This window comes from Phenylobacterium sp., assembly GCF_037189685.1.
Classification (GTDB): domain Bacteria; phylum Pseudomonadota; class Alphaproteobacteria; order Caulobacterales; family Caulobacteraceae; genus Phenylobacterium.
Window position 1 is genome coordinate 55,401 of sequence record NZ_JBBCIT010000003.1, and the last position, 22,103, is coordinate 77,503.

At 69.5% G+C, this 22,103-nt stretch carries 23 protein-coding genes; 11 read left to right on the plus strand and 12 right to left on the minus strand.

Going from position 1 to position 22,103, the window contains the following annotated elements:
• Positions 1 to 71: 71 nt before the first annotated feature.
• A complete protein-coding gene (locus tag WG212_RS01640) occupies positions 72 to 548 on the plus strand; it encodes a hypothetical protein (protein ID WP_337185321.1) in 477 nt (158 codons plus the stop codon).
• A 203-nt stretch (positions 549 to 751) separates the two neighbouring features.
• On the opposite strand, the gene WG212_RS01645 is transcribed toward WG212_RS01640, so the two are convergent.
• Both WG212_RS01645 and WG212_RS01650 read right to left on the minus strand, forming a co-directional pair.
• Positions 752 to 1,009: a hypothetical protein gene (locus WG212_RS01645; RefSeq protein WP_337185322.1), complete on the minus strand. Its 258-nt coding sequence runs from the start codon at positions 1,007 to 1,009 to the stop codon at positions 752 to 754.
• A gap of 344 nt (positions 1,010 to 1,353) precedes the next feature.
• Positions 1,354 to 2,247, minus strand: a complete 894-nt coding sequence (locus WG212_RS01650; protein ID WP_337185323.1) for a LysR family transcriptional regulator — start codon at positions 2,245 to 2,247, stop codon at positions 1,354 to 1,356.
• Between the two features lie 119 nt (positions 2,248 to 2,366).
• On the opposite strand from WG212_RS01650, the gene WG212_RS01655 reads away from it, so the two are divergent.
• From WG212_RS01655 to WG212_RS01685, 7 genes are all read left to right on the plus strand, one after another.
• Positions 2,367 to 3,260, plus strand: a complete 894-nt coding sequence (locus WG212_RS01655) for an alpha/beta hydrolase (protein ID WP_337185324.1) — start codon at positions 2,367 to 2,369, stop codon at positions 3,258 to 3,260.
• 173 nt (positions 3,261 to 3,433) lie between these two features.
• Positions 3,434 to 4,435: a septal ring lytic transglycosylase RlpA family protein gene (locus WG212_RS01660; RefSeq protein ID WP_337185325.1), complete on the plus strand. Its 1,002-nt coding sequence runs from the start codon at positions 3,434 to 3,436 to the stop codon at positions 4,433 to 4,435.
• Positions 4,436 to 4,503: 68 nt separating this feature from the next.
• A complete protein-coding gene (gene tmk, locus WG212_RS01665; RefSeq protein ID WP_337185421.1) occupies positions 4,504 to 5,151 on the plus strand; it encodes a dTMP kinase in 648 nt (215 codons plus the stop codon).
• Entirely contained in the window at positions 5,144 to 6,145 is a 1,002-nt protein-coding gene (locus WG212_RS01670; RefSeq protein ID WP_337185326.1) for a DNA polymerase III subunit delta', read from the plus strand. The genes tmk and WG212_RS01670 overlap by 8 nt, the downstream gene beginning before the upstream one ends.
• Before the next feature lie 17 nt (positions 6,146 to 6,162).
• Positions 6,163 to 6,939, plus strand: coding sequence for a TatD family hydrolase (locus tag WG212_RS01675; protein WP_337185327.1), 777 nt, complete (start codon positions 6,163 to 6,165; stop codon positions 6,937 to 6,939).
• Positions 6,936 to 7,757 (plus strand): MBL fold metallo-hydrolase, encoded by an 822-nt coding sequence (locus WG212_RS01680; RefSeq protein WP_337185328.1) that lies wholly within the window; start codon positions 6,936 to 6,938, stop codon positions 7,755 to 7,757. Before WG212_RS01675 ends, WG212_RS01680 begins: the two co-directional genes overlap by 4 nt.
• Positions 7,754 to 8,377 (plus strand): phosphoribosylglycinamide formyltransferase, encoded by a 624-nt coding sequence (locus WG212_RS01685; RefSeq protein WP_337185329.1) that lies wholly within the window; start codon positions 7,754 to 7,756, stop codon positions 8,375 to 8,377. The genes WG212_RS01680 and WG212_RS01685 overlap by 4 nt, the downstream gene beginning before the upstream one ends.
• Positions 8,378 to 8,394: 17 nt before the next feature.
• Here the strand turns inward: WG212_RS01685 and WG212_RS01690 are convergent, their stop codons facing one another.
• Positions 8,395 to 9,240 carry a hypothetical protein gene (locus WG212_RS01690; protein WP_337185330.1) on the minus strand — a complete coding sequence of 282 codons (846 nt, stop codon included), beginning with the start codon at positions 9,238 to 9,240 and terminating at the stop codon, positions 8,395 to 8,397.
• A gap of 127 nt (positions 9,241 to 9,367) precedes the next feature.
• Positions 9,368 to 10,354 carry a PEPxxWA-CTERM sorting domain-containing protein gene (locus WG212_RS01695; RefSeq protein WP_337185331.1) on the minus strand — a complete coding sequence of 329 codons (987 nt, stop codon included), beginning with the start codon at positions 10,352 to 10,354 and terminating at the stop codon, positions 9,368 to 9,370.
• Positions 10,355 to 10,626: 272 nt separating this feature from the next.
• Here WG212_RS01695 and WG212_RS01700 point away from each other — a divergent pair, with 272 nt between their 5' ends.
• The 3 genes from WG212_RS01700 to mazG all read left to right on the plus strand — a co-directional run bounded on the left by WG212_RS01700 (position 10,627) and on the right by mazG (position 12,853).
• Positions 10,627 to 11,340, plus strand: a complete 714-nt coding sequence (locus WG212_RS01700; RefSeq protein ID WP_337185332.1) for an SIMPL domain-containing protein — start codon at positions 10,627 to 10,629, stop codon at positions 11,338 to 11,340.
• Between the two features lie 75 nt (positions 11,341 to 11,415).
• Complete coding sequence (locus WG212_RS01705; protein WP_337185333.1) at positions 11,416 to 11,919, plus strand: hypothetical protein; 504 nt, start codon at positions 11,416 to 11,418, stop codon at positions 11,917 to 11,919.
• A gap of 100 nt (positions 11,920 to 12,019) precedes the next feature.
• Positions 12,020 to 12,853: a nucleoside triphosphate pyrophosphohydrolase gene (gene mazG, locus WG212_RS01710; RefSeq protein ID WP_337185334.1), complete on the plus strand. Its 834-nt coding sequence runs from the start codon at positions 12,020 to 12,022 to the stop codon at positions 12,851 to 12,853.
• 8 nt (positions 12,854 to 12,861) lie between these two features.
• Here the strand turns inward: mazG and WG212_RS01715 are convergent, their stop codons facing one another.
• The 8 genes from WG212_RS01715 to WG212_RS01750 form a co-directional block, all read right to left on the minus strand.
• Positions 12,862 to 13,539, minus strand: coding sequence for a PEPxxWA-CTERM sorting domain-containing protein (locus WG212_RS01715; protein ID WP_337185335.1), 678 nt, complete (start codon positions 13,537 to 13,539; stop codon positions 12,862 to 12,864).
• Positions 13,540 to 13,650: 111 nt separating this feature from the next.
• A complete protein-coding gene (locus WG212_RS01720; protein ID WP_337185336.1) occupies positions 13,651 to 14,451 on the minus strand; it encodes a LytTR family DNA-binding domain-containing protein in 801 nt (266 codons plus the stop codon).
• Positions 14,452 to 15,534 (minus strand): histidine kinase, encoded by a 1,083-nt coding sequence (locus WG212_RS01725; RefSeq protein WP_337185337.1) that lies wholly within the window; start codon positions 15,532 to 15,534, stop codon positions 14,452 to 14,454.
• Positions 15,535 to 15,643: 109 nt separating this feature from the next.
• Complete coding sequence (gene hflX / locus WG212_RS01730) at positions 15,644 to 16,963, minus strand: GTPase HflX (RefSeq protein ID WP_337185338.1); 1,320 nt, start codon at positions 16,961 to 16,963, stop codon at positions 15,644 to 15,646.
• Entirely contained in the window at positions 16,960 to 17,205 is a 246-nt protein-coding gene (gene hfq / locus WG212_RS01735; protein ID WP_111274395.1) for an RNA chaperone Hfq, read from the minus strand. The genes hflX and hfq overlap by 4 nt, the downstream gene beginning before the upstream one ends.
• A gap of 100 nt (positions 17,206 to 17,305) precedes the next feature.
• Positions 17,306 to 18,169, minus strand: a complete 864-nt coding sequence (locus WG212_RS01740) for a D-amino-acid transaminase (RefSeq protein ID WP_337185339.1) — start codon at positions 18,167 to 18,169, stop codon at positions 17,306 to 17,308.
• Positions 18,170 to 18,395: 226 nt separating this feature from the next.
• The gene (locus tag WG212_RS01745; protein ID WP_337185340.1) at positions 18,396 to 19,787 is read right to left on the minus strand and encodes a sigma-54 dependent transcriptional regulator; all 1,392 of its coding nucleotides are present in this window, start codon (positions 19,785 to 19,787) and stop codon (positions 18,396 to 18,398) included.
• A 3-nt stretch (positions 19,788 to 19,790) separates the two neighbouring features.
• On the minus strand, positions 19,791 to 22,013 hold the full coding sequence (locus tag WG212_RS01750; RefSeq protein ID WP_337185341.1) for a PAS domain-containing sensor histidine kinase: 2,223 nt from the start codon (positions 22,011 to 22,013) through the stop codon (positions 19,791 to 19,793).
• Positions 22,014 to 22,103 lie beyond the last annotated feature (90 nt).

A 22,103-nucleotide genomic window follows, 5' to 3' on the forward strand; every position in this document is an offset into this window, starting at 1 on the left:
CCTGTGGCCAATCAGAGAGCTATCTTTTTGTTCTCCCTCTCGGGCCTCACCTCGGCTATCACAGCATAGCCATGCTTGTTGATGCGTCCCGCTTTCCCGTAGGTCTGAACATCGACTACGACAGCCATGAGGAGATCGAGGGCCTCTGGGCGCTGCAAGCGGAGGCCAGGGACTTCGTCGAGAGAGATAGCCACGCGCCGATCTTGAACCTTGTGCTCGCATTCGGCGTAGCGTCCATCCTCGCGCTTTTCCTGGTGCGTTTCGAGCGACCGCGAAAGCCCGAAGACGCCGAGAGGTGGGCGGTCGTTGGCGATCTGCCCCCCATGCATTTCGAGACGGACGATACGCCGACGCCAGCCCTCGCGTTGCGGCTCTACTGCGCAATCGCGCAAGATTGGGCCGACAATGTCTTGGAGGGGCGAGATTTATCGGAGAGTTATCCCATCGAGGTCGCGCCAACTCGAGAGCATGCGGAGATGCTGTTGAGCCGCATAGACTTCATCCGACGAGAACTCATCCCTTTGGCTGAGGCTTCACCTCACAGCTAAACTGGAGACGTGTAGGCGACGGACTGCTCCCACCGCCATTGCGGCCCCAAACAGGGAACGCTGGCTGCTGCCGATAGCCGCCTCTTTCGAGACGAAGCCATCGATGGACCCTATCGTCGCCGAGGATTTCGCCTCCGCGATGGCGCGAACGCCGTCGATGTACGGTTCAATCGGTGGCGATTCAGCGCCAGAGCCGTGCGTCCTCAGGTCGTGGGTCCTGACCGCCAATGGCCGTCCTTGCCCCTGGCCACTCGCCAGGTCCGCGCTGAAACGAGGGCGCCGCGTGCGGTGCGATAGCCGGGAACGGCAAGGCGGATCGCATCGCCGTCGGGGCGCCACTCCGCGATGACGGTGACGCCATCACCAAACTCGACCAGACAATCCGGCGCGGCCTTCCCATCATCTTCGACACTGACGCGGCCGTTCGGATAACCGTGGCTGTGGGGAAACTGGAAACGCATATGCTCGCACCGCTTCTCGCGCTGAACGCCTCGGCCGCGACGCGCGTCGCCGAAAGCAATACCGGACCCTGCCCCGGACAAGGCTGATGAAACAGGAAGGCTTCGACATCGTCGAACTCTTCGGGCCATTTCGAAACGGCGGTGATCGTGGGATTCGCGCCCATGCAGCGGTTGTAGACGCCGACGCGCATGTCCTGGCGTCCTCGCGCGACTTCACATAGCGCATTGACCCCACGACGTCGCGGCATTCGAAAAGGCCGATGCTCGTCAGCCCACCAGACATCGCGCAGGGCTTTCCACGGCGCGAGAGCGCCGCCGATAGCTGTACAGCGACCGGGGCCGGCCTACTCCCGGTATCGCAGAGCATCCACCAGCAGAGAAAAGGCGGGAGACGCCAGGCGCCGGCTCGAATAGTAGAGGTGATACCGCTCGAAGGTCTGACGCCAGGGGCCCAGAACCTCGACAAGCCGCCCCGAGTCCACGTGGGGCCTGATCATCAGCTCCGGCATGTAGGCCAGCCCGAAGCCCGCCATCGCCGCCGTCAGAATCGCCGGCAACGTGCTGAACACGAGTTGCCCCCGGACCTTGATGCGATGTTCCTTGCCGCCTTTCCGGAACGTCCAGGCGAAGAACTCGCCATGATTGGGCAGGCGCAGGTTGATGCAGGCATGCTCTATCAGATCCTGCGGTGACTTTGGCCGCTGTCGGCTCGCAAAATACGCAGGCGATCCCACCACCGCCATGCGGATATCCGCGCTGACCGGCACCGCGATCATGTCCTGCGCGATCAGCCGGCCACGGCGCACGCCGGCATCATAGCGGTCGCTGACGATGTCGGTGCGGGCGTAGTCGGTGATGATCTCGACACCGATATCCGGATAGCTCGGCAGGAAGCGTTCGACAGCGGGCCAGAGGACGTGGTGGACGGCGAACTCGTCCGCCGTGATGCGGATCGTGCCGGCGGGCTTCTCGCGCAGTTCGGTCAGTTGCGTCAGGCCTTCATGGATCTCCTGCATCGCTGGCTGGACACGGGCCAGCAGCCGATCTCCTGCCTCCGTCGGCGAGACGCTCCGCGTTGAGCGGTTGAGAAGGCGCAGGCCAAGGCGCTCCTCCAGTCCCCGGATCGTTTGACTGAGCGCGGATTGCGAGACGCCGAGCCGGGCGGCGGCGCGGGTGAAGCTGCCTTCCTCGACGACGAGGACGAGGGCGTTCAGGTCTCGCAGGTTCTCGCCGACCATTCATAAGCCTCGGTAATCCGCGCATGCGCATTATGGCATCTAATCGAAATTATGCGGTCTTGCTACCTAGGTTCGACGCCAACCAAGACACTTTGGAAAGTAGATCGAACGTGAAACCCGTGACCTTCAAGAACCGCACCTGGAATGTTGCGGCCGAGTTGCATGTCCCCGCAGACTTCGACGAGAGCAAGACGTACGCCGCTATCGTCTGCGTCCATCCCGGATCGAGCTGCAAAGGACAGACCGCTGGTCTCTATGCCTCCAGGCTGGCCGAACAGGGCTTCGTCGCCATCGCCTTCGATGCATCGTTCCAGGGCGAGAGCGGCGGCGAGCCGCGCTATATCGAAGACCCCGCGACCCGCGTCGAAGACGTGCGCTGCGCCGTCGATTATCTCGTCACTCTGCCCTATGTCGATGAAGAGAAGATCGGTGTGCTCGGCGTCTGCGCGGGCGGCGGCTATGCCGTGAGCGCCGCCATGACGGAGCGCCGCATCAAGGCCGTGGGCACGGTGGTCGGCGCGAACATCGGCCGCTTGAACCGCGAGGGCGACGTGATCGCCACGCTCGATGCGATCGGCAAGCAGCGCACCGCCGAGGCGCGGGGCGCCGAACCGCTCATCAACAACTGGATTCCAAACTCGACGGAGGAACGCGACGCGGCCGGCATAACCGATATCGATGTCTCGCAGGCTGTCGACTACTATCGCACGCCCCGCGGGCAGAACGCCTGCGCGCCCAACAAGCTACGCTTCACCAGCGTCGGCAGCGTCATAGCCTTCGATGCTTTCCATCTTGTGGAAGACCTGCTGACGCAGCCGATCCAGATCATCGTCGGCGCCGCGCCGGGCGCGTTCGGTTCGCTGAAGGATGGACAGGAACTCTATGCCCGCGTGAAGGGGGAGAAGGACCTGTTCGTGGTCGAGGGCGCGACCCACTACGATCTCTACGACCAGCCCGAGCCGGTCGCCAAGGCGGTCGAGAAACTGGCTTCGTTCTACAAGAAGCATCTCTGACAAGGTGGAGGAGGGGAGCAGAGTCGCGCTCCTGCGCCCTCCGCCCCCTCCACCCAAATGGGGATTGGCCGGCGCGACCCACGCGGGCGGGCCGCGCCTTTGCGCCGGCAACGCCTGGTTAACCCTGTTTCAAGGTTAGGCGCCCACCCTCGAATGACGAGTCGGAGGCGAGCATGATCTTGAGCCTGAAGGCGGCGCCGCATGTGCGCCTGGCGGTGATTCTGGCGGCCGGCGCCTCGCTGGCGGCCTGCGCCAGCGTGCAGCCGCGCTATCCCAGCCAGGCCGGCGCCGGAAAACCGGGCGCGGTCGCGAGCACGGGCGTGCGCAAGGTGGGCCAGCCCTATCAGGTGAACGGCATCTGGTACGTGCCCCGCGAGCAGCCCGACTACGACCAGCGCGGCGTGGCCTCCTGGTATGGCCAGCAGTTCCATCTGAAGGCCACCGCGAACGGCGAGGTCTTCGACATGAACGCCGTGTCGGCCGCTCACACGACGCTGCCGCTGCCCTCGATGGTGGAGGTGACGAACCTCGACAACGGCCGCAGGCTGACCGTGCGGGTGAACGATCGCGGCCCCTTCCACGACAACCGGATCATCGACCTGTCGCAGGAAGCGGCGATCCAGCTGGGCTTCCATCGCCAGGGTCTGGCGAACGTGCGGGTGCGATATGTGGGGCCTGCGCCCCTGACCGGCCGCGGCGAGGGCGTGCGGGTGGCCAGCGCCGCGCCCTATGCGGCCGCGCCCGCGGCGGCGCCCTGGGCGGCGACGGCGCGTGCGGAACCTTCCCCCGCCCAAGCCTATCGCCCTCCGGCGCGCGAGGCGATCACCGAGAACGCGCTGCCGCCCGTGACCGGGGCGGCGATATCGGACACACCGATCCCGCCCGCGACCCCGCCGGCGCCCTATCGCGCGTATGCCGCCGCGCCGCCTGGCTTGGCCGCGTCGTCCGCCTTGCGGATTCAAGCGGGAGCGTTCTCGAATCCCGTCAACGCCCAGCGGGCGGTCGACCAGCTTTCCACCGCGGGCAGCGCATCGATCGAGACCCTGCAGCTGGACGGCAGGACCCTCTACCGCGTGGTCCTGCCGGCGCCGGCGGACGAGGCGGCGGCCTATGCCCTGCGCGACCGCGTGGCCGAGATCGGCTTCACCGAAGCCCGGGTCGTCCGCACCTTCTAGCGGCGTCTGGTGGGCGACGGCTCCAGCGGCGGCTGGACTTCCGCGGCGAACCGGCCAATTTGGCCGACGTGACGCGCGGCCGGTTCATCACCTTCGAAGGCGGGGAGGGGGCGGGAAAGTCCACCCAGCTCAAGCGGCTCGCCGCACGCCTCAAGGCCCAGGGACGCGAGGTGGTGGCCACCCGCGAGCCCGGCGGCTCGCCCGGCGCCGAGAGCATCCGCGACCTGGTGCTGCGCGGGTCGGCCGACCGGTGGAGCCCGGTCACCGAGACGCTGCTGATGTACGCCGCGCGGCGGGACCACATCGAGCGCGTGATTCGCCCCGCGCTGGCGCGCGGGGCCTGGGTCGTCTGCGATCGCTTCGCCGACTCCACGCGGGCCTATCAGGGCGCGGCCGGCGGCACGGACCCCGACCTGATCTCGGCGCTGGAGTCCTTCGTCGTGGAGGATACCCGGCCCGACCTGACCTTGATGTTCGACCTGCCGGCCGAGGCAGGTCTGGCGCGGGCCGAAGCGCGAGCCCAGGTCGAGGCCGGCGCGGAGATGCGGTTCGAATCCAAGGGGCTCGCGTTCCATGAGCGCCTCAGGAAGGCCTTCCAGGCGATCGCGGCGGCCGAGCCCGGCCGATGCGCGGTCATCGACGCAACCGCTTCCATCGAGGCGGTCGAGGCCACGGTCTGGGCCGCGGTGGAGGCCAGGCTGCCGGCCCATGCCTGACGACGCGCCCACGCACCCCCGGGAGGTCTACGACCTGGAGGGCCAGGAGACCGCGGAGACGGCGTTCGAGGCGGCGCGGGCGCGCGGCCGGCTGCATCACGCCTGGTTGTTGACCGGGCCGGAAGGGGTCGGCAAGGCCACCTTCGCCTACCGCGCCGCACGGCGTCTGCTGGGCGCGCCGCCTTCGCCCGGACATGGCGTCCTGGGCGCCGACCCCGGACATCCGGTCAGCCGCCAGGTGGCCGCGCGCAGTCACCCCGACCTCCTGGTGCTGGAGCGCGAGGGGCCAGACGGCAAGCCCCGGCGGGTGATCCCCGTGGACGACGCCCGGCGACTGGCCGAGTTCTTCTCGAAATCGCCGGCCAGCGCGCCGCACCGCGTGGCCATCGTGGACGCCGCCGACGACCTGAACGTCAACGCCGCCAACGCCATCCTGAAGACCCTGGAGGAACCGCCGCCGCGGGGCGTGCTGCTGATGACGTCCCATGCGCCGGGACGCCTGCTGCCGACCATCCGCTCGCGCTGCCGGCGGCTGGCCTTCGCCGCGCCCGGGGTGGACGCGGCGACCGCCTTCGTGTCGCGACGGACCGGCGTGAACCCCGAGGAGGCGCTCAGGCTGGCGCACATGGCCGACGGTGCGCCGGGCCGCGCGCTGGCGCTGGCCGCCTCCGGCGCGCTGGCGATGGACGATGCGGCCCGCGAGATCCTGGACGGCCTGCCCGCCCTGGATGCACCTCGCGTCCTGGCGATCACCGACGCCTTCCGGGGCGGGGAGGGGCCCCGGCAATTCGCCCTGCTCTTCGAGCGCCTGTCGACGCGGGTCCATGCGCTGGCGGCGTCGCGGGCGCGCGAAGGATTCGGATCGCTTGATCGCTGGGCGGAGGCGTGGGAGACGCTGCAACGCCTGCCGCGCGAGGTGGAGGCGCTCAATCTCGACCGAACGGACGCGCTGTTCACGGCCCTCGCGGAGCTGAAGCAGGCGGCCCAAGCCTGAAGGTCCGGCCGCCGCCGATGCTGATCGACAGCCACGTCAACCTCCACGCACCGCAGTTCGATGAGGACCGCGACGCGGTGATCGCCCGGGCCCGGGCGGCGGGCGTGGGGCTGATGGTCAACATCTGCGACCGGGTGTCGAACTTCGCCGCCTGCCGGGCGGTGGCCGAGGCGGACGACATCTGGTGCACGGTCGGCACCCACCCGCACGAGGCCAAGGAGAACCCTGGCCTGTCCGCGGACGACCTCGTCACGCTGGCGGGCGATCCGCGCGTGGTGGGGATCGGCGAATGCGGCCTGGACTTCCACTATGACCTCAGCCCGCGCGACATCCAGGCCAGGGTCTTCCGCGCCCATGTCGCGGCCGCCCGAGAGACGGGCCTCCCTCTGGTGGTCCATACGCGCGAGGCCGACGAGCAGATGGGGGCCATCCTCGAGGAGGAATATGCCCGGGGCCCGTTCCGGCTGCTCATGCACTGCTACACGTCGGGCGCGGAGCTGGCGCGTCGGGCCGCGGCGCTCGGCGCCTGGTTCTCGGTCTCGGGCATCGCCACCTTCAAGGCGGCCGACGACGTCCGCGCGGTGATCCGCGACATGCCGGCCGAGCGTCTCATCGTGGAGACCGACTGCCCCTATCTGGCGCCGGTTCCCCACCGGGGACGGCGGAACGAACCGGCCTATGTGGCCCACGTCCTGGCCAAGCTGGCGGATATCCGCGGATGGTCGCCGAACGAGGCGGAGGCGCGGACCACTGACGCCTTCTTCGCCCTCTTCGACCGGATCCCGCGGCCGTGAGCGGGCGGCTCGACATCACCATCCTGGGGTGCGGTTCGTCGGGGGGCGTGCCGCGGGCCGACGGCGACTGGGGGGACTGCGACCCCGCCAACCCGAAGAACTTCCGCACGCGGTGCTCGATGCTCGTCCGGCGGGTCGGCGCGGGCGGCGAGGTGACGACGGCGCTGGTGGACGCCTCGCCCGAACTGCGCATCCAGACCGCGCGGGCGGGCATGACGCGGTGCGACGCCGTGCTGTTGACGCACGACCATGCCGATCAGGTCCACGGGCTGGACGATGTGCGGGCCTTCTTCCTGCGCCAGCGGGCGCGGATCCCCTGCTGGATGGATGCGGCGACCGACGCCAGCATGATGCGCCGGTTCGGCTACATCTTCGAAGGCGAGGGGGGCTATCCGGCGATCTGCGACCGGCGCGCGATTCCGGCGCATGGGATCGACTGGACCGTCGACGGGCCGTCGGGCGCCATTCCCGTCCGGACCTTCGACCAGGATCACGGCGGAGTCCGCTCGGTCGGCTACCGGTTCGGCGGGGTGGCCTATTCCAGCGATGTGGTGGGGCTGGACGAGGCGGCGTTCGAGGCGCTGTCCGACCTGGACGTCTGGATCGTGGACGCCCTGCGCCGACGGCCGCATCCGACGCACGCCCATCTGGACCTCGCCCTGGAGTGGATCGCCCGCGTGCGGCCCCGGCGCGCCATCCTCACCAACCTGCACATCGACCTGGACTACGACCAGCTCGTCCGCGAGTTGCCGCCGGGTGTCGAACCCGCTTACGACGGGATGCGGTTCGAGCATGAAATTACGGCTATAGAGATTTGATTTCAGATAGACTTCAGATTGGATTCCTGGCCTCTGGAAACGGCTCCAGCGCCGAGGCGATCGTGCGCGCGATCCAGGCCGGGGACCTGGCGGCGGACGCACGGGTGCTGGTGGGCAACCGGCGCGAGACCCCCGCCTTCGGGTGGGCTGAGGCGCTGGGGATTCCCAGCCTGTTCATTCCCACGGCCAGCGACCCCGAAGGCGCCGACCTCCGCCTGACCGAAGCCCTCGAATCGCACGGTGTCGAGCTCGTGGTGCTCTCGGGCTACCTGCGCCGGCTCGGCCCTCAGACGCTGCGACGCTACGAGGGCCGCATCCTGAACATCCACCCCGGTCCCTTGCCCGAGTTCGGCGGGGAGGGGATGTACGGGATCAATGTGCATCGCGCGGTCATTGCGGCCGGCGTGGCCGAGAGTGCGATCGTCGTCCATGCGGTGGACGAGGTGTACGATCACGGCCCCGAGATCGCGCGGCGCAGGGTGCCAGTACGAGGCGACGATACGCCCGAGACGCTGGAAGCCCGCGTCAAGGCGCTGGAGCCGGGCGTCTTCCTGGAAACGCTGCAACGCCTGGCGGCAGGCGACCTGACGCTGCCGGGACGGGGCCGTGGAGACGGCTGAGTCCCGGAGGCTGACGACTACTTCGCATCCGGTCGGACGTAGCTCGCGACATACTCGATCTTGTCGCCCGCTTCCGTGCGCAGGCGCTGGACCTCTCCCTGCACGGCGTCCCGCAGGGTCTGCGCCTTCAGGAGGTTTGACGCGACTTCCCGGGCGAACGGCCCGCCGAAGGGAACGCTGCGGATCTCGTGAACCCGGCCGACGATCTTGAACTGGCCGTTGTCGATCTCGAACACGCCGCCGGCCGGAGTCGCCAGGATGCGCTGGACGGTCGCGGGCGAGGCGCTGGCGGTGTCGATGACACCCATCGAGCGCTGGTAGAGGAGCTTGGCCGCATCGAGCTGCCCCTGCAGCTCTTCCAGCGTCCTCGCCGGCTTGACGCCCGCCAACTGGCCGGCGCCGCCCCGCAGCTCGATCTGATCCACGATGAGGAACCGGCGGTTGGCGAAGGCTTGCGGGTGGGCGGCGATGTAGCTCTCGACGGCCTCGGCGCTCGGCGCGGCGCCCTGGGCCAATTGCCGCCCCCGCGCATTCGCCAGGGCGATCTCGCCGCCCCTGGCGGTTTCATAGGCGACCTGGTGCTCCTGCCCGAGTTTCCCGTCGGCGCCCGCCTTGGCCAGCAGCCGGCGATCTATGATCCCGTTCACGACGGCGCGCAGGGCTTCCTGGGTTTCCGCGCTAGGCGCCTCGGCCTTCGCGTCGTTCATCGTGATGGGTTCGCCGTGGACCCGAGCCAGCACCTCCGAGGTATCCGGCGTCCCGCCCGGGTCTGCCGCCCGGCCGCAACCCGCCAGCCCGCCGAGCGTGATGGCCGCAACGATGGCAATGGCCGCCAGCGGCCCGTGGCGCAGTAATTTCGGCATCTTCCCTCGTCCTCCCGATATCCGCGCGGCGCGCGACGGCTGGGGGGAAGCCAGCTTCGGGCCGCGAATATGAAAACGCCGCCGGCGCAGGGCCGGCGGCGCAAGGTTTTCACGGAGCCTGTTCGTCTCAGGCGAAAGCGACGCGCCGGCGGCGCAGCATGGAGCCGGCGGCGCCGAAGCCCAGGATCATCAGGGCCCAGGTCCCCGGCTCGGGGATGCCGCCGGTGGGATCGGGCAGGGCCTGCCCGCCGACACCCTTGAAGCCGAAGATGAAGGTCGCGTAGCCCGGCGTGCCGCCGAGCTTGTCGTTCACGGACTGCCCGAAGGAATAGATTTCCGCGCCGACGCTGCCGAGGGCGGCGAGGGCGAGGGCCTCGGTGGGCGCCGCGCCGTAGAAGATCGTCAGGGTCTGCGAGGCGCCTGCCAGCAGGGGATCGAAGATGAAGGTGAACTCGGCGCCGTGGTCGTTCGGACCCGCGTCGACGAAGTCGCCCTGAGCATAGGACGGGTCGCAAGCGGCCAGCGGATTGCTGTTGCAGAAGCCGTCGGCGCTTGCAGACAGGACGTTGGTCGCGCCGGTCGTGCCCTGGATCGTGGAGTATTCGTCGAACGCGGTGGGCTCGATGTCCCAGTCCATCGTCCGGCGATACAGGGTCGATCCCGCGAAGTCCGCCCCGCTGGTGTTCGTGATGGTCACCTCGACCTGGTACAGGTAGGGCGTCGAGGACGGCGAGAAGGCATGCGTGACGGTCAGTTCGCCGCCCACGGACGTGACGACCGTCGTGGCCGTCGAAGCGGTCGAGGCGAACGACACCTCGTTGTAGCTGCTGCCCGACGAGTTGTTGGCGTAGACCGTGACGCCGGAGCCCTGGACGGCCGCGCCCCAGCCTTCGCAGAGGCAGCCGGGCGCGGTGGATTCATAGCCGGTCGCGATGTCGCGCAGGCCATAGTAGGTCGTTTCCCCGCCCGCGCTGAGCGGCCCCCCGGGGATGTTGAGCTGACCGCCTCTGTCCACGCCGAGGCCGACGGTGCCGTTGGTGATGATGGCCTGCGCCATTGCGCTGGCGGGCATGGCCAAGGCCGCGGTCGCGGCCAGGAGAAGGAGTTTCCGCATGAAATTGCCCCACAGGTTGTGAACTCGAAACACGGTCCCAGGTCCGTGCATCCTGGGTAAGCGTTAACAGAGGCGCACAGTGCGGCGGCCGGCGCAAAGCAATTCTCCCGATATTTCCGCAGTTTCCCCTGTCAGGCGAGTGGGATGGTGGTTAATTCTCCCGCGCGACGAAGGTGGACGTCATGATTTCTGATAATGTACCTTAGGCGAAGAACGTCTCAGGCATCCGCTGTGCTTGACACACGCCTCTCGTCCCCGATTCCTTGGCGAACATGCGCCTTTCGTCGCCTCCTTTCCTCGTTCCCGCCGTCCTCGTCGCCCTGGGCGTCGCGATCGCCGGCTTCCTGATCGGCCGCGGCGTCGAGAACGCCAACGTCGGAGACCGCAGCGTGACGGTCCGCGGACTTTCGGAACGTATCGTTAAAGCCGACCTGGCTGTGCTCCCGCTTCGCTTCGCGTCGGCCGGAGACGATCTCGCCACGGTCCAGGCCAAGGTGGATCAGGACCTGGCCGCCGTCCGGCGGTTCCTGGCCCAGCAAGGCTATACCCCGGCCGAAATCGACCTGGGCCGCCTGCAGGTCACCGATCAGTACGCGCGCGAGTACCAGTCGTCGAACGTCGGCGCGCGCTATCAGGTAGCCCAGACGGTGATCGTCAGGACCACGAACGTCGATCGGGTGCAGGCCACGACCCGCAGCCTGGACGCCCTGCTGCGCCAGGGTGTGGTGCTCCAGGACTACAACGGCCCTTCGTACCTGTTCACCAAGCTGAACGACGTACGGGCCGAGATGATCGGCCAGGCCACGGCCAGCGCGCGCACGGGCGCGCAGCAGTTCGCCCGCGATTCCGGCGCGAACCTGGGCGGCATCCGCTCGGCCACCCAGGGCTCGTTCGAGATTCTGGGGCGCGACGATATCGGCGATGAATCGTCCCAGGTCTTCAAGAAGGTCCGGGTGGTGACGACGATCAACTATCGCCTCCGGTGAGCCGATCTCGGCGCCTTGTGCTTCCCGGAACGGCGCACTATCTGTTAAGTAATTACTGGATTTGAGGAGTTCCTCATGCGCCTGACAGCTCTCACGGCGGTCGCGTCCATGACCTTGGCCGGCATGGCCCTCGCCGGCCCGGTGTTTGCGGCCCCCGCCTCGGTCGACATCACCGTCGGCCCCGAGTTTCAGAAGAAGATCGACAAGACCTACGGGACCCGCGAAGCGACCCTCCTGACCAGCGACCTGCGTGAAGCGGTGGAAAAGGCCCTCGCCCGGACCCCCGCCTACGACGGCGCACGGATCGAGCTGACGCTCGTGGACGCCAAGCCCAACCGGCCCACGTTCAAGCAGCTCTCGGACAAGCCCGGCCTGTCCATGGAGAGCTTCGGTGTCGGCGGCGCCAGCATCGAAGGCCGGGTGGTCGCCGCCGACGGGACGGAAACGCCCGTCGCCTACAAGTGGTACGAGACCGACCTGCGCAATGCCTATGGCAACTGGGTGTGGTCGGACGCGACCTGGACCTTCGATCGGTTCGCCCGCCGCCTGGCCCGAGGGGGCGAACTGGCCCAGCGCTGATCGCCTCGCTTGCGCGGCGGGGCGCAGCGCGGTCTGATCGGTCGTCTCCCGGGACGCCCTCGGGCGGCTCCGGGTCCAGTTCCCACCTTTCGAGGCCCGGATGCCCCGCCCTGCCCCGCCCGCCGACCTGCGGCCCATCGATCGGCTGCTGGCCATCATGGCGCGCCTGCGCGACGCCGAGGACGGGTGCCCGTGGGACCTAGAGCAGACCTTCGCGACCATCGCGCCCTATACGGTGGAAGAGGCCTATGAGGTGGCCGACGCCATCGAACGGAACGATCTCGCCGACCTGAAGGACGAACTGGGCGACCTGCTTCTGCAGGTGGTGTTCCACAGCCGGATGGCCGAGGAACAGGGCGTGTTCGCCTTCGACGACGTGGCCCGCGCGATCAACGACAAGATGGTGCGGCGGCATCCACATGTCTTCGCCGACGAATCCTACGACAGCCTCGATGCCCAGAAGGCGGGTTGGGAGGCGCTGAAGGCCGAGGAGCGGGCCGGCAAGGGCAAGGCGTCCAGCATCCTGGACGACGTGCCGGTGGGCCTGCCCGGCCTGACCCGTGCGGTGAAGCTCTCGAAGCGCGCCGCCGTCGTCGGGTTCGTCTGGCCCACCGTCCAGGATGTGGTGCGCAAGCTGCACGAGGAGGTCGGCGAGATGCTGGCCGAGGTGGAGGCCGGCGACCTGGACAAGGCGCGCGACGAGATCGGCGACGTCCTGTTCGTGGTGGCCAACCTGGCGCGCACGCTGGATATCGACCCCGAGGACGCCGTCCGCGCCACCAACGCCAAGTTCGTGCGGCGCTTCCAGCACGTGGAGCGGCGGCTGGCCGAATGCGGGAAGACGCCCGACCAGTCGGACCTCGCGGAGATGGACGCCCTCTGGGACGAGGCGAAGGCCGGGGAAAAGTCCGCCGCGGACCAGAGCGCCGACTGAGCTGGGGCTCAGGCCATCCGCGCCGCCGCGCCTGGGCGACGGCGGCGGATCACGGCGCCCGCGGCGCCGAAGCCCAGGATCATCATCGCCCAGGCGGCAGGTTCGGGGACGGCGGCGGTAGGAGAGCCTTCCGCGAACACCAGCTCGCCGATACCGCAGCCGGTCCAGCGGCCGCCGCCCGTGGCGGGCCGGTTGCACCCGGTGATCTCGATCGTGAGATAGCGCGTCTCGACGAAGCCGAAGTCGAAGACCTGCGCCCGGGCCGGATGCGTGTCGGGATCCAGCACGTCGAAGGCCGCGCCCGTCCAGCCGGCGGCCGACAGCCGCAAGGTCGACGCCGTGGTGCGCGGATCGTCGAAGTACGCGAGCTTGCCCAGCCGGACGACCTGGCCGAAGTCGAAGGTCAGGAACGCCGACGTTGTGTTCCCGCTGCTCAGCCAGGGGGTGCCCGGCGCATAGGCATGGGTCGGATCGGCGGCGATGAAGTCCTCGAACTCCGTCACGCCGGGTATGTAGGTGACCGACAGGCCGGTCTGGTCGATCATGCGGCTGGGGACCCACAGGGGCGCGCCGGCCGTACCCGCGCTGGCCGTCACCGAGACCGGGGCGATGATCTTCGCCGCCTGGGCCGATCCCGCCGCCAGAATGGCCGCCGCAAGCGACGCGGCTCCAAGAACGCTCTTCATGTCTTGCTCCTCTGAACTTGAGGAACCCCAGCTCTCAAAGCCTGGCGCGCCCGGCAAAGCTGGTGCGACGAATCCTGCGGCCGCTGCGTCGAAAGTCTCCGGATTCCCGGCTCAGGGGAAAGCTCGGTCGTCGCCCGAGGCCTCCAGCCCCAGCGCCGCCGAGACGCGGGCCAGATAGCTGGCGCCCACGTCCACAACGGCGCCGTCCGCCATGTGCAGGCGCGTCAGCCCCCGCCCCGCCCGCTCGACGCGCGCCACGCAGGACAGGCGGACGAAGGCGCCCCGATGCACGCGCAGGATCTGGCGCGGGTTCAGGCGGCGCTCCAGTTCGCGCATGGTCGTGCGCAGGATGTGCGTGCGGGCCGAGGTGTGGATCAGCGCATAGTCCCTGTCGGCCTCGATGCGGCGGATGTCGGCGACGGGGACGCGGACCCGACCGGTGCGGTGGCTGATCCAGAAGTCGGCCGGATAGGGCTCGGCGGCCGGCCCCCCGTCCCCTTCCACCGCGGCCAGGCGCGCTTCGAGGAGCGCCAGGCGTTCGTGGGCGCGATCCACGGCGCGGCGGCGGCGGGCGCGGTTCATGGCCTCGACCAAGCGGTCGTGCCGGACCGGCTTCAGGAGATAGTCCGCGGCGTCCAGCTCGAACGCCTCGGCCGCGAAGTCCTGGAAGGCCGTGACGAAGACCACGTCGGGCCCGCCCTCCCCGCCCAGGACGCGCGCGACCTCCAGGCCCGTGCGCCCGGGCATCTGGATGTCGAGGAAGACCAGGTCGGGCGCCAGCGCTGCGCACTGTGCCAGCGCCGCGTCGCCGTCGGTGGCGGACCCCACGACCTCGACGTCGGCCAGCGCCTTCAGCCCCTGGATCACCCAGTCCACCGCCAGGGGTTCGTCATCCACCACCAGGACGCGCATCTAGGCCTCTCCGTCCGGTTCGAGCGGCAGGATCACCTCCGCGCGATAGCCCCGGGGCCCCGGCGCGGCGGACAGGCGGCTCCGGTCGCCGTAGAGTGTTTCCAGCCGCGCCTCGACATTGCGCAGGCCGACCCCCAGGCCCCTCCGCCCCGGCCCGCCTCCGGCCGCGCCGTCGTCGGCGACCGCGAGCACCAGCCGCGTCCCCTCCCGCCGGGCGGATATGCGGATCGTGACCCGGGACTTGCTGGGCGCCACCGCATGCTTGACCGCGTTCTCCACGAGCGGTTGCAGCAGGAGGTGCGGCGTCCGCGCCTCGGCGAGGTCGGAGGGCAGGTCGATCGCCACGTGCAGCCGATCGCCGAACCGCGCCGCCTCGATGTCGAGGTAGGCCGCCAGCAGGTCGAATTCCTCCTCCAGGGTCACGACCGCGTTCGGTTCGGCGGCCAGGGTCGCGCGGAAGAACTCGGCCAGCCGGGTGACGACGTCGCGGGCCTCCTGGCTTCGCCCGGCGCCCACCAGCGCCACCACGGCGTTCAGGCTGTTGAACAGGAAATGGGGGTTGATCTGGAAGCGCAGCGCCGCGAGCTGGGCCTCCTGGGCGGCGGCGAGCGCCCCGGCCAGCCGCTGCTCGCGCTCGGCGACGGCCCGCAACGCGAAGCCCAGGCTCACCCCGACCGCGTAGGTCACATGGGTGGGCGTCAGCATCATCATGTTGTTGAGGAACATGATCCCCTCGCCGCTCACCAGGGCGTTGGGGCCCACCTGGAACAGCTCGCGCAGATAGAGCCGGATGGCGATGAGGTCGGCGGTCGAATGGACGACCGCCAGCGTCGGAACGGCGGCCAGGGCCACGGCCACGCGCAGGGCGATCGGACGCCGCCGGACGGCCGTCATCAGGCCGTAGAAGCCCACCGACAGCAGCGCGCCGAACGCCACCGTCCCGACCAGGTATGCGAAGTGGCGGCCCACGTAGTTGCCCGCCGCCACCCCGGGCGCCGCATAGCCGGCGAAGGCGATCAGCCACACCAGCACGGCGAACCCCACCGCGACGCCGGTGGCGCTTCGATTGAAGTCGATCTTCAAGCCTGGCCCCCCAGGCCGGCGCAGGACCGGCGCTCCGGGGCCTCACCGATGTGACGCCGGCCGGCGACCGTCGTGCGACGAAACCCGCGGCGACCGCGACGAACGGAGGTCAGGGCCCGCCCACCCGCGCCTGCGGGAACAGCTGCTCGAACTGGCCCAGGGCCTGGGCGGTGAGGCTGACGGAGAGGCGGACCTGGCCGTCGTCGCCTTCCTCGCGCTCGATCACCCGGCCGTGGCGGTAGAGCCAGGCCAGCGCGGCGCCCTCGCCGGCCGGGGTGACCACGTCCACGGGCGGGGCCTCGTCCACCAGGGCGGCGACGGCGGCCAGCAGGGCGTCGCACCCCTCCCCCGTCGCAGCCGAGACGACGACCGCCGGCGGGGTGGCGCGGCGGGCGTCGCTGAGCGCCTCGGCGCGGGCCTCGGACGGCAGAAGGTCGGCCTTGTTCCAGACCTCGAGGACGCGCCGTTCGTCCACGTCGACGCCCAGGCGCTCCAGGACCTCGCGGACGTCGGCGGCCTGGGCATGGGTCTCGTCGCTGGAGATGTCGCGGACGTGCAGCACCACGTCGGCCTCTCGCACCTCCTCCAGGGTCGCCCGGAAGGCTTCGACCAGTTCGTGCGGCAGGTCGGAGATGAAGCCCACCGTGTCCGACAGGATCGCCGGGCGCCCGTCGGGCAGCTTCAGGCTGCGCAGCGTGGGGTCGAGGGTGGCGAACAGCATGTCCTGGGCGACCACCCCGGCGTTGGTGAGCCGGTTGAACAGGGTAGATTTGCCGGCGTTCGTGTAGCCGACCAGCGCCACGCTGGGGAACGGGACCCGGCGGCGGGCCGAGCGTTGCAGGGTGCGGGTGCGGCGCACCTCCTCCAGCTCCCGTTTCAGCTTGCCGATCTTGTCGGCGATCAGCCGGCGGTCGGTCTCGATCTGCGTCTCGCCGGGGCCGCCCATGACCCCGAAGCCGCCCCGCTGGCGTTCAAGGTGGGTCCAGGTCCGCACCAGGCGCGAGCGCTCGTAGGTCAGCCGGGCCAGTTCCACCTGCAGCCGCCCTTCCCGCGTGCGGGCGCGGCGGGCGAAGATCTCCAGGATCAACCCCGTGCGGTCGATGACCTTCGCCTTCCACGCCTTCTCGAGGTTTCGCTGCTGCACCGGCGTCAGCGCGTCGTCCACGACGACGACATCGAGGTCCTCGACCTCCACCAGCGTGGCGATCTCCTGCACCTTGCCGGCGCCGAACAACGTCGCCGGCGTCAGCTTGCGCAGGGGCGCGAGCAGCGTCTCCCGCACCTCGAGGTCGAGGGCGAGCGCGAGGCCCGCGGCCTCCTCCAGACGCGCCTGCGGATGGCGCGCGCCGCCGCGACCCTCCCGGTCGGGATGGATCACCAGGGCGCCCTGTACGGGCGCCTCGCGGTCAACGAATTTCGTCGGACTCAATCGGCCTCGTCGTCGGCCGGCTCGTAGAGCTGCACAGGCTGGGCCGGCATGATGGTGGAGATGGCGTGCTTGTAGACGAGCTGGGATTGCCCGTCCCTGCGCAACAGAACGCAGAAGTTGTCGAACCAGCTCACCACGCCCTGAAGTTTCACCCCGTTCACCAGGAAAATGGTCAGCGGCGTCTTCGATTTGCGCACGCTGTTGAGGAAGGTGTCCTGCAGGTTCTGTTTCTTGTCACTCACGGCTTTCCGCCTTTTCATTTTGCTCGGGCGGCCATCCGCCCACACACGAGGGTCACGCTATGCCGCATTCCGCGACGGTTGCAATCGCGCGTTTGCGACGTCAGATCGCCGTCGCCTTCGCACGCTCGATATAGAGGCGGCGCAGGCGCATCGCCACCGGACCCACCTTTCCGTCGCCCACATTTCGGCCATCGATCGCAACGACCGGCAGGACGAGCGTTCCGGCGCCCGTGATGAACGCCTCGCTGGCCGCGACGGCTTCGTCCGGCGTGAACGGCCGCTCCTCGACCTTCAGCCCGGCCTCGCGCGCCACGTCCAGCAGCGAAAGCCGGGTGACGCCGCGAAGGATGTTGGCGTTGGTGTCGCGGGTGCGCAGGACGCCGTCGCCGTCCACGATCCAGGCGTTGGACGACGCGCCCTCGGTGACGAAACCCAGGTCGTCGACGAACCAGGCCTCGGCGGCCCCCGCCTCGCGCGCCTTCTGCTTGGCCAGGGCGTTCGGCAGCAGGCCGACGGTCTTGATGTCGCAGCGGCCCCAGCGGTTCTCGGGCGTCGTGACGACCGACACCCCGGCGGCGGCCCGCGCCTCGGTGGCGGCGCGGTCGACGCGGCTCACCGTGACGACGACGGCGGGCGGCGTGGGCGTCGTCGGAAAGGCGTGATCCCGCCGCGCCACGCCGCGGCTGACCTGGAGGTAGACGAGCCCCTCGCGGATGCGGTTGCGGCGCACGGCCTCGCGCAGCACCACGGTCAGGGCCTCGCGGCTCATGGGCATGGGAATGTGCAGTTCCGACAGACTGCGTTCCAACCGCGCGAAATGGCCTTCCGGGTCGGCCAGCTTGCCGTCGAAAAGGGCCCAGACCTCATAGACGGCGTCGGCGAGCTGGTAGCCACGGTCCTCGATATGGACCACGGCGTCGGCCTTCGGGACGAAGCGGCCGTTGACGTAGGCGATGCGGCTCATCTTACCTCCCCCGCGAAGCGGCGGGAGGGGGACCGCCCGCCGAAGCCGGCGCAAGCCGGCTGTAGAGCGGGGGTGGAGGGGGCAAGCCGCTTCCGGTGGGTTCGGGACGGCTTGATCCGTCCGCCGAGCTTGAGGCTTGCCTCCTCCACCAGTCGCTCTTCGGCGACTGGTCCCCCTCCCGCCATCGCTGCCGCGATGGGGGAGGTAAGAGTGTGGTTTCCACGTCTCAGACCTCCTCGCCGTCCGGAGACCGGCCGCCGGAAAGGCCGAGGGACTTCAGCTTCCGGTGCAGGGCCGAACGCTCCATGCCGATGAAGGCGGCGGTGCGGGAGATGTTTCCCGAGAACCGCAGCATCTGGGCGTTCAGGTACTCGCGCTCGAAGACCTCGCGGGCCTCGCGCAGCGGCAGGGCGATGATCCGCTCGGCGCCCAGGGACGTCGTGGGCTCGCTGACCGCCGCTTCGGGGGGAAGCATGTCGGCGGTGATCGGGTCCGCCGGCGCGCCGGACGCCAGGATCAGCATCCGCTCCACATTGTTCTTGAGCTGGCGCAGGTTGCCCGGCCAGGTGCGGACCTGGAGCATGGCCAGGGCGTCGTCCGAGAGGCGCCGCCGCGCCAGGCCCGACGCCTCGCAGATGCGGTCGATGAAATCCTCGATCAGTTCCGGGATGTCCTCGCGCCGCTCGCTCAGGCCCGGCACGTTCACGGGCACGACGTTCAGCCGGTGGAACAGATCCTCGCGGAAGTGGCCGGCCGAGATTTCGGCGCGCAGGTCCTTGGAGGTGGACGAGATCACCCGCACGTCCACCTGGACGTCGGCGTCGCCGCCCACCCGGCGGAACCGCTGCTCCACCAGGACCCTCAGGATACGGCCCTGGGTCTCGCGCGGCATGTCGGCCACCTCGTCGAGGTAGAGCGTGCCGCCGTGGGCGCGTTCGAACACGCCGATCTTCGCCGGGCGTCCGCCGGCGCCCTCCTCGCCGAACAACTCGAGGTCCATCCGCTCGGGCGTCATGCCGGCGGCGCCGATCGGCACGAACTCGCTGCGCGACCGGTGGCTGGAGCCGTGGATCAGGCGCGCGACGGTCTCCTTCCCGGAGCCGGGCGGCCCCGAGATGAGCACGCGGCTGTTCGCGCCGGCCAGTTTGGCGATCATCTGGCGTAGCTGCTGGGCCGCCATCGACTTGCCGAGCAGGCCCTCGGGCGTGATCGCCTGGGCGCGAAGGCGGCGGTTCTCGCGCCGGAGGTTTGTGGTCTCCAGCGCGCGTTCGACCACCAGGATCAGGCGGTCCGACTTGAACGGCTTCTCCAGGAACTCGTAGGCGCCCCGCTTGATGGCGCTGACGGCGGTCTCGATGTTGCCGTGCCCCGAGATCATGATCACCGGAAGGTCGGGGTCCAGACCCTTGACCAGGTCCAGAAGCTCCAGGCCGTCCATGCCGCCCCCGGCCATCCAGATGTCCAGGATCAGCAGCGCCGGCTTGCGCGCGCGGATGGCCGCCAGCGCGCTTTCGCTGTCGTTGGCGGTGCGGACGTCGTACCCCTCGTCCGTAAGGATGCCCGCGACCAGGTCGCGGATGTCGGCCTCGTCGTCGACCACAAGAACATCAGACGCCATCGATCACCTCTGCTCGGCCGCCACGGCCACAGGCGCCGCCGTCTCGCGCTCTCCCGTTTCACGCAGCGGGGGCGCGGCCGGCAAACGCAGGATCGCCATCGCCCCTTCCCCGCTGCGGGCGTCGGTGAGTTCCAGTTCGCCGCCATGGTCTTCCAGGATTCGCTTCACGATCGCGAGCCCCAAGCCGGTTCCCTTCTCGCGCGTCGTCACATAGGGCTCGGTCAGGCGGTCGCGGTCCTTGTCGGGCAGGCCCACGCCGTTGTCCTCGACTTCGAACACCACCGACACGGGATCGACGAGCAGCCGCACCGCGATCCGCCCTTCCAGCCGGGGCTCCCGGGCCTTGCGCGCCTCGATCGCCTCGGCCGCGTTCTTCAGGACGTTCGTGAGCGCCTGGCCGATCATCCGCCCGTCCACGTACAGCGTGGCGTCCGCGACTGGCTCCTCCATCTCCACCACGACCTCCGGGCTCGCCACGCGGCGGGCGAAGGCCGCGGCGCGCAGGAGCTCGCCGGCCTCCATCTTCGCGAATTTCGGCGCCGGCATGCGGGCGAAGGCCGAGAACTCGTCCACCATCCGGCCGATGTCGCCGACCTGCCGCACGATGGTGTCGGTGCACCGATCGAAGGTCTCCAGTTCCGACTCGGCGATGTCCTTCCGGTACTTCCGCCGCAGCCGTTCGGCCGAGAGCTGGATGGGCGTCAGCGGGTTCTTGATCTCGTGGGCGATGCGCCGCGCCACGTCGCGCCAGGCGGCGTTGCGCTGGGCGGCGACCAGGCGGGTGACGTCATCGAAAGTCAGGACCAGCCCGCCTTCGCTCTGGCGGGCCCGCACGCGCAGGCGCCGGGTGTCGCGGTCGCGGACGATCTCGATCTCCTCCTCCGCCTCGCCGCCGCGGCCGGCGGCCGCGAGGTCCACGAATTCGGGCGCGATGTCCGACAGCCGGTCGCCCACGCCCCTCTCCGGCGGCAGCGCCAGCAGGGTCTCGGCCTGCCGGTTGGCCACCGAGATCGTCCCGTCCGAATCGACTCCGATCACACCTGCGCTGACCTCGGTCAGGACCGTCTCGATGAACTGCCGGCGATCCTCGGCCTCCTCGCCGGCGCGCTTGAGGGCTTCCTGCTGGGCCTGGAGATCGTGCGTCATGCTGTTGAAGGCCCGGGACAGGACCGCGATCTCCTCGGGATCGGACTCGGCGTCCACGCGCGCCGTGAGGTCACCCGCAGCCACCCGGCCCGCCGCCTGAACCAGCCGGGCCACGGGCGCGGAGATCGCATTGGCCGCCGCCAGGCCCAGCCAGACCGCGCCCACGACCACCAGCAGCGCCGTCTCGACATAGCTCAGGGCGAAGATGGTCTGGATGCGGGCGCGATTCGTAGCCACGTCGCGGTAGGACACGATCGTCCCCTCCGCGTCACGGAGCTGGGCCACGATGCCCTTCTGAAGTTCCCGCACCACATAGAGGTAGGCGTCCGGATAGGCCTCGAGCCGGTAGACCGCCCGCATCACGTCGGTGCCGGCGAAGTCCGGAACGCTGATGTCGCCCTCGTCGGCGGCGTCGAAGGTTCGCGGGCTGGGCGTGACGAACGGCGGCGCACCCGAGGGTTCGGCCCGCGCCATCACCTCGCCCTTGCGGTTCACGATGTAGGCGGCGTCGAAGGCGTGGAAGGCCGCCAGGGCGCCCAGGTACTGATTGGCCTGCTGTTCGCGCGACTGCACCGCGGCGGCCTCACGGTTGAGGTCGAGCGCCATCGGCAGGACGTGGTCCACCATGTAGCGGTTCTGTTCTTCCACATACGAGCGGAAGACGGTCGCCGAATTCTCGACGATCGTCTGGACCCGGGCGCTGAACCAGTTCTCGACGCCGCGGGTGACGAGCACGCCGTAGAACAGGAACACCACGGCCGCCGGCACGGCGGCGGCCATCGCGAAGAGGAAGACGAAACGCACGTGCAACCGGGCGCCGGCGTCGTGCGAGCGCGCCCTCAGCAGTTCCAGGACCCTCAGGCCCACCGCCGCCACCAGGCCGACGATCAGAACGAGATTCAGGCCGAGGACCGTGAGAATGAGCTGGCTGGCCGGCCCCAGCGGACCCGTTTCCGGCGGGGCGGCGGCCAGCAGGATCGCGAGTCCGGTCAGGGCGGCCGCCACGCCATAGCCGACACCCAGCACCAGGCGCGACCTCAGGGCGCTCCGCAGCCGGGCGACCACCGGATGTTTGAGCACGGATTGCGCAGACAACGGCATGGGGCCGCGAGCCTAGGCGACTGTGCTCCGAAATCAACAGCTATGTGGCGCGCCTGCACAGCACGGGCT

What these genes read in the sequence shown, in the direction of transcription:
- mazG (WP_337185334.1), top strand. Translation starts at nt 12,020, where the DNA reads ATGCCCCGCCCTGCCCCGCCCGCCGACCTGCGGCCCATCGATCGGCTG.
- WG212_RS01740 (WP_337185339.1), bottom strand. Translation starts at nt 18,169, where the DNA reads ATGAGCCGCATCGCCTACGTCAACGGCCGCTTCGTCCCGAAGGCCGAC.
- WG212_RS01660 (WP_337185325.1), top strand. Translation starts at nt 3,434, where the DNA reads ATGATCTTGAGCCTGAAGGCGGCGCCGCATGTGCGCCTGGCGGTGATT.
- WG212_RS01645 (WP_337185322.1), bottom strand. Translation starts at nt 1,009, where the DNA reads ATGCGTTTCCAGTTTCCCCACAGCCACGGTTATCCGAACGGCCGCGTC.
- WG212_RS01640 (WP_337185321.1), top strand. Translation starts at nt 72, where the DNA reads ATGCTTGTTGATGCGTCCCGCTTTCCCGTAGGTCTGAACATCGACTAC.
- WG212_RS01715 (WP_337185335.1), bottom strand. Translation starts at nt 13,539, where the DNA reads ATGAAGAGCGTTCTTGGAGCCGCGTCGCTTGCGGCGGCCATTCTGGCG.
- WG212_RS01690 (WP_337185330.1), bottom strand. Translation starts at nt 9,240, where the DNA reads ATGCCGAAATTACTGCGCCACGGGCCGCTGGCGGCCATTGCCATCGTT.
- WG212_RS01745 (WP_337185340.1), bottom strand. Translation starts at nt 19,787, where the DNA reads ATGGCGTCTGATGTTCTTGTGGTCGACGACGAGGCCGACATCCGCGAC.
- WG212_RS01700 (WP_337185332.1), top strand. Translation starts at nt 10,627, where the DNA reads ATGCGCCTTTCGTCGCCTCCTTTCCTCGTTCCCGCCGTCCTCGTCGCC.
- WG212_RS01670 (WP_337185326.1), top strand. Translation starts at nt 5,144, where the DNA reads ATGCCTGACGACGCGCCCACGCACCCCCGGGAGGTCTACGACCTGGAG.
- WG212_RS01705 (WP_337185333.1), top strand. Translation starts at nt 11,416, where the DNA reads ATGCGCCTGACAGCTCTCACGGCGGTCGCGTCCATGACCTTGGCCGGC.
- WG212_RS01650 (WP_337185323.1), bottom strand. Translation starts at nt 2,247, where the DNA reads ATGGTCGGCGAGAACCTGCGAGACCTGAACGCCCTCGTCCTCGTCGTC.
- WG212_RS01675 (WP_337185327.1), top strand. Translation starts at nt 6,163, where the DNA reads ATGCTGATCGACAGCCACGTCAACCTCCACGCACCGCAGTTCGATGAG.
- WG212_RS01695 (WP_337185331.1), bottom strand. Translation starts at nt 10,354, where the DNA reads ATGCGGAAACTCCTTCTCCTGGCCGCGACCGCGGCCTTGGCCATGCCC.
- WG212_RS01720 (WP_337185336.1), bottom strand. Translation starts at nt 14,451, where the DNA reads ATGCGCGTCCTGGTGGTGGATGACGAACCCCTGGCGGTGGACTGGGTG.